7 protein-coding genes are annotated in these 13,665 nt (G+C 48.5%); 1 reads left to right on the plus strand and 6 read right to left on the minus strand.

Features of this window, described 5'->3' with window-relative positions; all coding sequences use genetic code 11:
• Positions 1-5: 5 nt before the first annotated feature.
• The 6 genes from K0H61_RS12250 to malQ form a co-directional block, all read right to left on the minus strand.
• Complete coding sequence (locus K0H61_RS12250; RefSeq protein ID WP_220052695.1) at positions 6-1,592, minus strand: glycogen synthase; 1,587 nt, start codon at positions 1,590-1,592, stop codon at positions 6-8.
• An 84-nt stretch (positions 1,593-1,676) separates the two neighbouring features.
• The gene (glgC, locus tag K0H61_RS12255; protein WP_220049605.1) at positions 1,677-2,939 is read right to left on the minus strand and encodes a glucose-1-phosphate adenylyltransferase; all 1,263 of its coding nucleotides are present in this window, start codon (positions 2,937-2,939) and stop codon (positions 1,677-1,679) included.
• A 118-nt stretch (positions 2,940-3,057) separates the two neighbouring features.
• Positions 3,058-5,574 (minus strand): glycogen/starch/alpha-glucan phosphorylase, encoded by a 2,517-nt coding sequence (locus K0H61_RS12260; RefSeq protein WP_220049606.1) that lies wholly within the window; start codon positions 5,572-5,574, stop codon positions 3,058-3,060.
• Between the two features lie 2 nt (positions 5,575-5,576).
• Positions 5,577-7,787 carry a glycogen debranching protein GlgX gene (gene glgX / locus K0H61_RS12265; protein ID WP_220049607.1) on the minus strand — a complete coding sequence of 737 codons (2,211 nt, stop codon included), beginning with the start codon at positions 7,785-7,787 and terminating at the stop codon, positions 5,577-5,579.
• The gene (gene glgB, locus K0H61_RS12270) at positions 7,784-10,027 is read right to left on the minus strand and encodes a 1,4-alpha-glucan branching protein GlgB (protein ID WP_220049608.1); all 2,244 of its coding nucleotides are present in this window, start codon (positions 10,025-10,027) and stop codon (positions 7,784-7,786) included. Before glgB ends, glgX begins: the two co-directional genes overlap by 4 nt.
• A 56-nt stretch (positions 10,028-10,083) precedes the next feature.
• Positions 10,084-12,348 carry a 4-alpha-glucanotransferase gene (malQ, locus tag K0H61_RS12275; protein ID WP_220049609.1) on the minus strand — a complete coding sequence of 755 codons (2,265 nt, stop codon included), beginning with the start codon at positions 12,346-12,348 and terminating at the stop codon, positions 10,084-10,086.
• Between the two features lie 519 nt (positions 12,349-12,867).
• Between malQ and K0H61_RS12280 the strand changes: the two genes are divergently transcribed.
• Positions 12,868-13,503, plus strand: coding sequence for a peptidylprolyl isomerase (locus tag K0H61_RS12280; RefSeq protein ID WP_220049610.1), 636 nt, complete (start codon positions 12,868-12,870; stop codon positions 13,501-13,503).
• Positions 13,504-13,665 lie beyond the last annotated feature (162 nt).

The raw sequence follows: 13,665 nt of genomic DNA on the forward strand, positions 1-13,665 counted from the left end.
GGTGCTCATAAAAAGTGATACAGCTGAGTTTTATACTCCTTGGCAATATCGCCCCAGCTAAAGCGTTTCTGGTGTGCATTTTGTCTGACTTGTTGCCAGCGCTCAGTCTTAAAGAGCGCGATGGCCTCACACAGTTTATTCATAAAACTCAGTCCCTGCTGCTCAATAGAATCACCATAAAACACAAAACCATCCTCGGCATCCACAACGGTATCTTTAAGCCCGCCCACACCATGGACAATGCAGGGTTGCCCCTGACGCATTGCCAACATTTGACTAATGCCACAGGGCTCGAAGGAGCTTGGCATGATAAACATATCCCCCACCTTGTATAAGCTTTCCGATAACGCCTCATGATAGCCATGCAAAAATAAGAAATTGCTAAATTTGGCGGCAATGCGTTGAAATTCAATGGCAATTTGAGCATCGCCACTCCCAAGCATAATAAACAGTGCTTCGGGCTCATCTTGCTGTAACGCTAACATCAACGTTTCGAGTACAGATAAGCCTGTCGGCAGGATATGGCGTAAAATCAATACTTTTTGATCCGTCAAGCGTCCAACCGAGGTCAACAATAGGGGAGGTAAATTGTCCGATAATGCCTGACGCCATAATGCCTGAGTCCGTATACAGGCAATCATATCTACCCCAGATACTTGAGTGGCTGTCGCCTGCCATTGTGCGAGCGCCGAATCGATATGGGTTAACAATGATTTAAAATCTGCGACTCGCATTCTTGGTGCCAACTCGGCATCTAAGGGACGGTAATGGCTGCCGTTGATAATCCCAAACACATTGCCCTGCTCTGCCTTAGATTGTAAGTCCGCCTCTAAGCCTTCTCCGCCGAAAAAACCGAGCTCGGGTTTTGAGGCAAGTAGCACCTCTTTAGCGTAAGTTTTCGACACTAAATGCACCCTATCACTGAGCACTATGCCCATCCGCATCGGATTGATGCAATGGGGATAGCGGGGATCGCTAATCGCCGCCAGTTGCTTGGTATTTAGGCTTGCAAACAATGCGGGAAACCATGCCGCAAGTGAGGAAGCATCCATCTGCAATGGGCGAATGCCCTGCAGGGCAAGATTATGAATAGAAAATACGCATTCGATGGATTTAAGGGATTGATATTCAGGGGCAAAAGCTCTTAGCATCGCAAAACAGCCCGTATGCCAATCGTGTAAATGCAGCATATCGGGCTGGGGGATTAACCCAGAGACTAATGCACTAGCAAAACTTGAGCACAACAGGGCAAACTTAGTGGCATCATCGGCAAAGGGGCGCTCACTCGTCCCCTGACTGTATATTTTACCTGGTGTTGATTGCCATAGGCCGTGCTCAAGTAGGTAGATACTGGCGTTATCGACCGCAGGATGGGGCATCCGATATAGCTTTACCCTTAAAGTGCGCCCAGTAAAAGGCACCTCTAATTCACCGAGTAAGGTGGCTTTCGATGAAGTTAAAAAGCCATAACTTGGCATCACTACATCGACAACAACCCCTACGCTTGCTAACGCTTCGGGCAGATCACGAATAACATCCGCCATGCCGCCAACCTTTGCCCCTTCGAGTGCCCCATTCTCAGCCGCCAGCATTAATACTCTTTTCACTTACAAGCGCACTCCCAGACATGATGACCCAATGATGTTATTAAATGATGCACTGCCAATTGCTAAGATTTACTCATAACCTACTGGTAAACCTAACATATCCCGAGTAACTAAGGTAATGCCCTTCTCCGATACCCTAAAACCCTTAGCCCTATCGTGGTCGTGGTTGTAACCAATCACCATCCCTTCTGGGATGATACACCCCCGGTCGATAATGGCATTTTTGATTTTGCAGTGGCGCAATACCACAACATCGGGCAAAACAACCGAGTCTTCCACCACGGAATAGGAACACACTCTCACTTCGTTAAAGAGCACGCTGCGACGCACCGTCGAGCCTGAAATAATGCAGCCCCCAGAGATAATTGAGTCTAACGCCATGCCGCGTCTGTCATCGTCATCGAAGACAAATTTAGCGGGGGGCAATTGTTCCTGAAAGGTCCAAATCGGCCATTTGGCATCATAAAGATTAAGCGCAGGAGTCGGCGACAATAACTCCATATTTGCCAACCAAAAGGAATCCAAGGTTCCCACATCACGCCAGTAAGCCTGCTCATTGGGGAAAGCACTCTTGAAGGGATAGGCATACACTTTATGTTTTTCGATGATTGAGGGAATAATATCCTTACCAAAATCACGATCCGAACTCTCGTTCTGGGCATCCTTTTTCAGCTGGTCAAACAAAAACTCAGTGTTAAACACATAGTTCCCCATGGAGGCTAAGCACATTTCAGGGTTACCAGGGCTGTGTTTGGGGACTTTAGGTTTTTCTTCAAAGCCCAATATGCGCATATCCTCATTGACCTCCATCACCCCGAAGGCGCCAGCAGCTTCCGCAACGGGAACCTCTAAGCAAGATACAGTCATGTCAGCGCCGGATTCGGCATGCGCCGCCAACAAGCCCGCATAATCCATGCGATACACGTGATCACCAGACAACACCATCACATACTTAGGCAACTCGTGGCGGATGATGTCGATATTTTGGAATACCGCATCGGCGGTGCCTTGGTACCAGTTTTCGGAATAGCGTTGTGAGGCGGGCAGAATTTCAACCGACTCGCCATGCTCCTTCTTAAAATGCCCCCAACCACGCATTACATGGCGAATTAATGAGTGGGACTTATATTGGGTCACTACGCCCACACGACGTATGCCCGAGTTGATGCAATTAGATAGCGGAAAATCGATAATACGGAACTTGCCACCAAAATACAGCGCAGGTTTAGCGCGCCAATCCGTCAGTTCATGTAAACGCGAGCCTCGGCCACCAGCCAGAATCAATGCATAGGTTTCACGAGTTAAATTACTGATATAACGTACATTAGACATGGCTTTACTCCATTAATGGCACTGTGGTGCCGATGAGTGCTTTCCCCAACAAAGTGCACCAAACACTTTGCATTTTTACCGCTTCCATTTACGCCCCCCTTCCTTGATATTCCTCGGATTAAGTTAATTTCCAAATTTCGTCTCGATAGCCCGCAATCGTGACATCACTCGAAAAACGGCCACTGGCGGCACTGTTACGAATACTCATCTGCGTCCATTTTTTAGGATCTTTGTAGGCCTTGGCGACGGCCTCTTGGGCTAAGCGATAACTGTCAAAATCTGCGGCGGTGACCCACTGGTCATCGCTGCTCTCAATAGCGGAAATAATCGGGTCAAAAATTCCGGGCTCCAACAAATTGAAATGACCACTTTTTAATAGCGCCATCACATCAGATAATGCGGGGGAATTTTCGATAATGCGTTTAGGTTGATAGTCGCAGCGAGCTGTCGCGACCTGCTCTGCATTGAGCCCGAAAAGGAAAAAGTTCTCCTCCCCGACCTGCTCAAGCATTTCGATATTCGCGCCATCTAAGGTGCCAATAGTCAGCGCACCATTCATCATAAATTTCATATTGCCAGTACCAGAAGCCTCCTTGCCTGCGGTGGAAATTTGCTCGGAAAGATCCGTACCTGGGCAGATTTTCTCCATCGCACTCACGTTGTAATTAGGCTGGAACGCAAAGCGCAGATAAGGCGCCACCACAGGATCGCAATTAACCATGTGCGCCACATTGCCCGCAAGTTTGATGATGAGTTTTGCCATAAAGTAGCCAGGCGCGGCCTTACCGCCAATCAGTACACAGCGCGGCACCATATGCTCGGTATTACCCTGTTGAATTTGATGATATAAATGAATTACATGCAAAATGTTAAGTAGCTGGCGTTTATACTCGTGAATGCGTTTTACTTGAACATCGAACAGCATTGTAGGGTCGAATTCGACGCCGCATTCCTGGGCTATCATCTTAGCCAGCGTCGCCTTGTTGGCCTGCTTCACATCGCGCCATTTTTGAATAAAGCTGGCATCCTGGGTTAAAGCATTAAGCGCGGTTAACTGACTTAAGTCTGTAACCCAATTAGCGCCCAAATGACTGGTTAACAGTTTGGCAAGACCTGGATTACAGTGGGCTAACCAACGTCTTGGCGTGACACCATTGGTACGATTATTAAACTTCTCTGGCCACAGGCTATAGAAGTCTTTAAAGAGACCCGATTTAAGTAACTGGGTGTGCAGCGCTGCCACACCGTTTACTGAAAAACTCGCCACGATAGCTAAGTAAGCCATGCGCACGTGCGGATCAGGACCGTCTTGAATAATCGACATACTGGCTAGCTTTGCGCCATCCCCAGGCCAATGATGGGCGACCAAATCTAAGTATCTAGCATTAATTTCATAGATGATTTCTAAAATCCGCGGCAGCATTTGAGACATCATACGCACAGGCCAGCGCTCCAAAGCTTCGGGCAACAGGGTATGGTTGGTATAAGCCATGGTTTTAGTGGTAATCGCCCACGCCTCATCCCATTCCAGACCGTATTCATCCACTAACAAGCGCATGAGTTCAGGCACCGCAATACTGGGGTGAGTATCATTCAGCTGGATCACATTTTTAGCGGCAAAATCGGTAAAGTCAGTCCCGTAATGATGCACCCAACGTTTCAAAATCGACTGCAAGCTCGCAGAGGATAAAAAGTATTGCTGACGCAGGCGCAACTCTTTGCCATTCTCACTGGCATCATTGGGGTAGAGCACCATAGTGATCTGCTCGGCAAGGTTTTTACAGGCCACGGCCTCGGTGTAATCCCCTTGGTTAAACTCTGCTAAATCAAAATCATCGGTCGCTTCGGCCTTCCATAGCCTCAAGGCATTGACACGACCATTGCGATAACCGGGCACGGGCATGTCATAGGCTACCGCGAGGACATCGTGGGTATCGACCCAAATCATGTGTCTACGGCCATTTTTATCGACATAGGACTCCGTGTGGCCAAAGAAACGCACTGTCACATTATGGTGGGGGACACGCACCTCCCACGGATTGCCCTCACGCAGCCAGCGATCGGGGCGCTCTATCTGATAACCATCAACAATCTTTTGAGCAAACATGCCGTATTCGTAGCGGATGCCATAACCCGTCACTGCTAAATCCATGCTGGCGCAGCTATCGAGAAAACAAGCAGCAAGACGACCAAGGCCGCCATTGCCCAAACCGGCGTCGTGTTCAGCCTCTTCTAGATCCTCTAAAGACACGCAATATTGGCTAAGAGCATCGCGACTCTCTTGCTCTAAATCTAAGTTCAACAAGGCATTACCGAGTGCCCTGCCCATTAAAAACTCAAGTGACAGATAGGCGACTTGCTTGTTCTCATAGCGACTATCTTTGATACGGGTCTCGCGCCAATCATCTAACATTTGCTCTTTAACACTAATGGCGAGCGCTTGAAACAACTCGCCTCGAGCCACTTCGCCTCGGCTAAGTCCGTAACGCACGTGACGCTCAAAACAGGCGGGCAATGCATCGCAGGGCTCACAGGGTTCATGTCTTTGCACGGCTTCAGTTTTCTTTTTGCGCGTTGTGGCCTTTGTTTTGTAAGCATCACTGGTATTTTGGCTCAATTCACTGTCGTTACTCATAGTCAAATCCTCATAAAATCAGCATGAAACAACATAAGACTGCGATCCTGAAGCAGGTAACGCGTCGGTGAGGACTGAGCATCCAGCCCATCGTTTATATCAATCTGTTGCACTTCGGCTTGGGTATACAGCAGGCACTGCCACGGGTGTAAGTCCGCGACCTTTGGTAGGGTAAATGCCAAGGGGTTCTCATCTGCATTCACCATCAGCAGTAGCGCCTGCATATGATTCTCTTTAGGGGTGCATTCCGCGGTGTCGAGATTGCCCGATAACACCACACACAGACTGCGGCACATGGACTCACTCCAGAGGCTCTTAGTCATGGGCTCACCGTGACGACTAAACCAATCGAGGCGAATACCGGGCTCTGCCAGCGGCTGAACCATGAGTTGATCATGAATAAAACGTTTGGCGCAGAGCTTAGGAAATCGTTTACGCAACTGAATAAGCTGCTTGGTAAAGGCGAGTAATCCCTCATCCATCCCCTTAGTTGACCAATCGAACCAATTTAAAGGGTTGTCTTGGCAATAGGCGTTGTTGTTACCCAGTTGGGTGCGACCGGTTTCATCACCGCATAGCAACATAGGCACGCCTTGGGATAAAAATAAGGTCGTCAGCAAGTTACGTTGTTGACGCGCCCTGATGGCCAATATTGATTGATTGGTCGTTGAACCTTCCTCGCCATAGTGATGACTGAAATTCTCATGGTGGCCGTCGCGGTTTTCCTCACCATTAGCCTCATTGTGGCGCTGGGAATAACTGACTAAATCCTTGAGTGTATAACCGTCGTGGCTGGTTAAAAAATTGATGCTGGCCGATGGCGTACGGCCGCTGTGCTCGAAGAAATCCCCCGAGCCGTGAAAACGCCGAGCAAACTCTGGCAACATGCCATGATCGCCACGCCAAAAGCGGCGCATAGTGTCGCGGTATCTGTCGTTCCACTCACTAAAAGCCACGGGGAAATTGCCTAACTGATACCCACCTGGGCCTATGTCCCAGGGCTCGGCAATCAGTTTAACGCGGCATAAAACGGGATCTTGCAAAAGCGCATCGAAAAAGCCAGATCCTGGGTCAAAGCCATAGGCCTCGCGGCCAAGGCAAGCGGCTAAATCGAATCTAAACCCATCGACGCCCATGACTTCAACCCAATAACGCAGTGAATCAAGCACCAGCTGCAACATCCGCGGATGATTGAGGTTTAAGGTATTGCCGCAGCCAGTATCATTGATATAAAAGCGTTTATCGTTGGGATGTAAGCGATAGTAGCTGTGGTTATCGATACCGCGAAAACTGTAGGTAGGGCCAAGGCGACTGCCCTCGGCACTGTGGTTATAAACCACATCGAGGATCACTTCGATACCCGCGCCATGCAGTGCATCCACCATAGCGCGAAATTCCCCGATATCGTTCGAAGACAGATAGCTTGGCTCAGGGGCAAAAAAGCCAATACTGTTGTAACCCCAGTAATTTGTCAGCGCCTTTTCAAGCAAAAAGGGCTCGGAGAAAAACGCCTGCACTGGTAGCAATTCGACGCAAGTCACCCCAAGGTTCACTAAGTATTCAATCGCTTGGGAGGAACCAAGGCCCGCAAAAGTGCCACGTAGGTTTTCGTCAATCTCAGGATGAGTCGCGGTAAAACCCTTTACGTGCATCTCATAGATAATGCACTGCTCAAGCGGCCTTGGATTATCCAAATGCTGTAGTGGACGAATCGGCGAATCATCCACGGCAGCTTGAAGCTCTCGAATATCCACCACGCGGCATTTGGGCATAAAGGCGGCGTTATCTAAGGTACAGAAGGACAGGTCTTCGTTGACATGATTAAGCTCGTAGCCAAAATTGGCCTCGTTATGTTGGTAACGCCCCACTAACTGGCGCGCATAAGGGTCGAGCAGCAATTTATTGGGGTTAAATCGATGACCAAGCTGCGGCTCGTAGGGGCCATACACTCTGTAACCATATAACTGCCCTGCGTTTAGGCCTTCAACATAGACATGCCAAACCTGTTGGGTTTGTTCGCCGAGGGGAATACGGGCCAGCTCTTGAGTTCCTGTATCATCGAAAAGACACAGCTCCACCGCGGTTGCATGGGCCGAAAACAACGCAAAATTCACGCCTTTATCATCGACATTCGCCCCAAGCGGGAAAGGCTTTCCGGCGCTTAACACGTAAGATGATGCAGTATTGCTATCGACTCGCGCAGTGTTGGTCATAGGGATGACGGCCTCACGCTAGGTAAGCCCCATTCGGGCCCTAAAATCAAGCAGCCCAAGGGCGGCACTGTAATCAGGGCGCTCGAGTCCATCCCCTGCCATGATAGTGCCTCGCTCACCACCACACCCGCATTACCTTGATTGCTGCCGCCATAGTGCTGGCTGTCGCTATTGAGGTACTCGCAATAATTACCCAATGAGGGCAGACCGACCCTAAAACCTTGGTGCACGGTAGGCGTCATATTCACCACAAACACTAATGGCGCGTCCTGCTCGCCACCGTAACGCACAAAGGTAAAGATGCTGTCGTTACCATTATCGCAATCGAGCCAGCGGAAGCCTTGGGTATCGTAGTCTTTTACCGAAAGCGCTCCTAGGGATTGATAAAGATGATTTAAATCCTTAAGCCAGCGCTGCACACCTTGGTGCGGCTCATAGGCGAGCAAATGCCAATCGAGACTATGGTTGTGATTCCATTCATTGCGCTGGGCAAACTCGCTGCCCATAAACAACAGCTTCTTACCCGGATGCCCCCACATAAAACCGTAGTAAGCACGTAGGGTGGCGAATTTCTGCCAATCGTCCCCCGGGATTTTATGCAGCAAAGAGCCCTTGCCGTGCACCACTTCATCGTGACTGATAGAAAGCATAAATTGCTCAGAGTAGGCGTACATCAAACTAAATGTCAGTTGGTGGTGATGGTACTGCCGATAGATAGGATCGCGCCCGAGGTAATTAAGGGTGTCGTTCATCCAGCCCATGTTCCACTTAAAGCCAAAACCTAGGCCACCGCTGTCAGTCGGCTTAGTCACACCCGCAAAGGCGGTGGACTCTTCGGCAATCATGCAAATACCGGGGAAAGATTGATACAAACGCTGATTGAGCATCTGCAGGAAATGAATTGCCTCGAGGTTTTCGCGGCCGCCGTAGGCGTTGGGTAACCATTGGCCCGGCTCGCGGCTGTAGTCGAGGTACAGCATTGATGAAACGGCATCTAAACGCAGGCCATCGATATGGAATTCCCGTAACCAGTAACAGGCATTGCTGAGTAAAAAACTACGCACTTCACCACGGTCGTAGTTATAGATAAGGGTATCCCAGTCGGGATGAGTGCCCTTACGCGGATCTTCGTGCTCATACAAACAAGTGCCATCGAAGCGCACTAAGCCATGGGGATCCTTAGGAAAATGTGCCGCCACCCAATCGAGTAACACGCCGATATTGGCCTGATGGCAAGCATCGATAAAGGCTTTTAATTCTTGCGCATCGCCAAAACGATAACTGGGTGCATAGAGCCCGACGGGTTGATAGCCCCATGAACCGTCGAAGGGAAACTCACTGATGGGCATGAGTTCGATATGGGTAAAGCCCTGCTCCTTCACATAGGGAATGAGCTGGTCTATCAAATCATAATAATCAAAATACTGCTCGCCCTGTTCGCCCTTGCGGCGCCAAGAACCTAAATGCACCTCATAAATCGACATGGGGCGGGTATGCCAAGGCGTCGACTCACGCGCTGCCATCCAGTGATTGTCTTGCCATTGGTGGCCATTTTTCTTCGGCACTATGGAGGCATTATGAGGCGCGCATTCCATTTGCGTCGCCATAGGGTCTGACTTGGCGTGACGCTCACCGTCTTGATACACAAGATCAAATTTATAGTGCGAGCCCTCGGCCACATTGGGTAAAAAGATTTCCCACAGGCCATTGGCAAGATGCTGGCGCATCACATGACGGGTATCGTCCCAATCGTTAAAATCACCCACCACGGAAACCCGTTTCGCATTCGGTGCCCATACACAAAAATGAACGCCCTCAATACCCTGCACCTCACGCCAATTTGCCCCTAAAAACCGATAAGCACATTCACTACTACCCTCACCAAAGAGATACAAATCATCGGCATGGAGTAAGGAGCCAAATTGATAGGGGTCGATGATATCCTCGTGACACAGTGGATATTCCACCCGCAGCAAGTAAGGAAAGGGTTTGACTCTTCGCCCTAGGGTGCCCGCAAATAACCCCGCATCATTAACCTTCTCAAGGCCTGCAACGCGGCGCCCATCCTTAAGGCTGACGACATCGACACTTATCGCATTACGTAAAAAGCAGCGCACTATCAGGCCTTTTCCATCCTCGGTGCTGTGCATACCGAGCAGCGAAAACACATCGGTATATTGACCATTCAGCAGGGCCACATCGGCACCGTCATAGAAGTAAGTATTAGCTTGGGTCATCATTTGGCTTCCAATGTCATTCAATTTTGTGTATCGAGTTCAATCAAGTTTGCGTCCGGTTACTGAGTGCCCGAGGGCTGTTTTCGTTTAGCTGCGATATGCCTTAACCTTGTTTGCACATTGATGTCGGTCGATGCAGTCTTAATGCTTGTCGGTAACCGCCGCTGCCAATTCGGATATTCGTGCCAAGTGCCAGGAATATTGACCGCATGGCGGTCGCCAAGCAGATCGCACCATTGCACGCTATAGAGTGCGCTGTTTCCCGAGGCGGCAAATCCCATCCAGGCGGTGAGTAATGCATCTAAATCGATCTGAGATACCTCGGCCTCATCTAAGTAGCCGTTAGAAATTAACATCCTTGATAATTGATATTTCTCATGCTCGCGCCCACCTAAGGCATCAGCCAATTGCTGATCACTGTCAAAGAGATTGAGTTGACGCCGCAATTGCAAATCGCTTGCCGTCCACCAAGCGACTAGAGTGGGCACATCGTGATTGGCGAGCATCATTAGGCTTTGGGATTTGTATTGACTCGGATGCTTAAAGCCTTGATGGTCTTTGCAAAAATAAAACAGTTCATTGGAGTAAATACCGTCAATATACAGCCTGTGAATAATGTCGGGCGGCACTATGCCAAGATCTTCACCTATGACGATGCATTGCGCCCTTTGACTCTCTAGGCACAAAATCGCAAACAGGGTCTCGACCGGATAATACACATAGGCGCCATGTCCCAGTTGCTTCTCCAATGGCCACCACCAAAGACGCAGTAGCCCCATCACATGGTCGATACGCAACGCTCCGCAATAGATCATGTTGGCGCGGGTCAGCGCGATAAAATGCTGAAAATCATGCTGTTTAAGCTTAATAGGATCAAGCGGCGTTAAGCCCCAATTTTGACCTTGGGGCGCGAAGGGATCGGGTGGTGCGCCTATGCTGGCATTTAAGCAAAACTGCGCGGCATTAGCCTGCACTTCAACCCCATGTAAAGCGGCACCCACCGCGAGATCACGCACTAACCCAAGCTGCATCCCCATAGATTGCGCCTTACGTTGGCAAGCCTTTAATTGGGATTCGGCAACAAATTGCAGATAGAGATAAAAGCCTTCGTCTTGGAGGATAGTACTTGGGGAACGATGGGATTCTTCCTTGGCAAATTCGAGAAGCGCACCGCCCTGCTCCGCCACAAATGTTTGATACTCCTGCGACCTTAAGCTTTTAGGTACTAAATGATGCTCACAAAATGCACTGTATAGTTTTTCAAAGGCACGGTATTTCAGTTCACTAATCTTGGGATAATCAAGCCACTCCCCCTGATTGAGCTGAAGAATATCCTGCTGCCAAGACGCCTTAGAAAACTCCTGCGTGAGGAGTTGGTATTCAGGCACATCTTGAATGCAAATATAGAGAGGATTAAGCCGTCTGCGATCGCAGGGACTATAGGGGCTTGGATTATCAGGAGCTGCGATATCTAGAGCATGTAGTGGATTTAATTGAATAAAGTCAGCACCATGGGGCGCGATCTCCTCAATAAGTTCTCCCAAATCTCCAAAGTCACCAATGCCCCACTGCGCCTCACTGCGAAGGCTATATAGCTGAATGCTAATTCCCCAAGGCTTAGATCCTTGCCCCTTATTTTCTTCAGCCAATATCCCTTGATAGGCTGTTCGGGGCGCGACCATCAAAGTACCTGAGTGAGTAGTCTGTACACTATTATCAGTAATAGCTGAGTGAGTAGTTACTGTAATGTGATGATAACCGTATGAAAGTGCTGAAAAATCCGATAGGTGTTTACTGTGTAGAGGGGAATCTAAGGCCACAGACTGAATATTTTGGCGATTGCGAGGCAACTCGATACAGAGTTTTCCTAGGAGGTCGAAGCGGTATTTTACATAGTTGCCATCGACACCATCTATGCCTTGAATGCAATAATCACCAATCGGGATTAAGGCCTCTTTAAGCACATCAAAAACGAGCATTGCACCCGACTCACACTCTAAAGTCAGTCTTAATGATCCAGCAAAGTCACTTGGCAGGTAAAAACAAACCCAAGGCTCATCGACATAACACCAATGAAAAGCGGGGATAATTTGCGTCCAATGATGGGCATCTAATTGATAAATCTGTGCTTCAATCTCAGCATCACTGGGTGGCTCATCGGCCATCGAAGTAATCTGCTTGGTATCCTGTAGCGCATTTTGGTTAGCGAGCATACAGGCTAATATCCCTTGCCTGTCAGTCTCGGGTATACGGATGTACTGACCGAAGCAGTCAGTAAAGTCTGCTCCTACGCCCCGTAAATACAGTAACTTCTCCAGCCCCATATTTGTCGCCTCCGCGACAGCCCATCCATAGCAATAGTTAGGCACTAACCATGCCAGTACAAAATAACAACAAGATGACAGATTTATTTCAAGCCAATGACAAAAAATATCAGCTTAAAATCATTAACTTAACAAATAAATACGAGATACAAATTGAGATTCGACTACCCGGGAATGGATTAAAATTGCACCAGAATGAGGCGCAATACGGTTAAAAAAGGTGCAATGCGCTAGTTAAGGGCATTGAACGCTCCAACCTCAACACAAAGATTGCTAAAGGTCATTTTTATACCGCAAGCCGAAATTGGTAGTCGAAAATGCCTCTTTTTATGTCAATAGCAGTGACACATAGGTGCAACACTTTGTATCAATTTGCTTTTCAACCTTGATACCCATTGAGCATCTCTGACAACATTCGACCTAATTATGCATTCTCTACTTTCAACCGCGTCAGCATCTCTGCTTGACTTGAGTCAAAAGTGAAGGACGCAGAACCTGTTGAAGCATAAAGGAATGAAGATGAAAGTATTATCAGGATTAAGTCTGGCGCTAGCGTTAAGTTTCGGTTTGACCGCATGTGGCGGTAGCAGTGACGCCGATAAGACCCCAACAATTCCAACGCCGGATCAAACACCACCCGAGTTATCCGCGGATGCCTGCTATTTAATGCAAACCACCCTTGGTGATATTACCCTCGCCATAGACCTGACAAACACCCCAATCACAGGGCAAAACTTCAAACAATATGTCGATAAGTCTTTTTTCGATGGCACCCTATTCCACAGAACGATAAATAACTTTGTCATTCAGGGAGGTGGCTTTACCTCGGGTTTAAATCATAAGGACACCGACGAGCCAATTAAAAATGAAGCAGCAGTCGGTATTAGCAATGAACGTGGCACGATTGCGATGGCAAGAACCCAAGCCCCAGACAGTGCTACATCACAGTTTTTTATCAACGTTTTAGATAATCCTCATCTCGATGCCAGTGCCAGCAGTTATGGTTACGCGGTATTTGGCCAAGTCACTGAAGGCATGGACGTGGTCGACCAAATCAGTATTGTGCCAACGACATCCATCAATGGTTTTAACGATACACCAGTGGATGAAATTCTGATTGAAAGCATCAGCGAAGTTAGCTGCCCTGCGGTTTAAACATTCAAGGTTAAAGCACTGCTTGGGCAGTGCTTTAACTCATTTATTAGTTGATTTGCCCTCTTTGTGATCCTTTACCTTTGGTCGTCTTTTTACAAAGTGCATTCGTCCTATAGGACTAAGGCAACGTTACCGATCCCTGTCATAAAAACCGAGCTTTTA

Source organism: Shewanella acanthi, assembly GCF_019457475.1.
Classification (GTDB): Bacteria; Pseudomonadota; Gammaproteobacteria; order Enterobacterales; family Shewanellaceae; genus Shewanella; species Shewanella acanthi.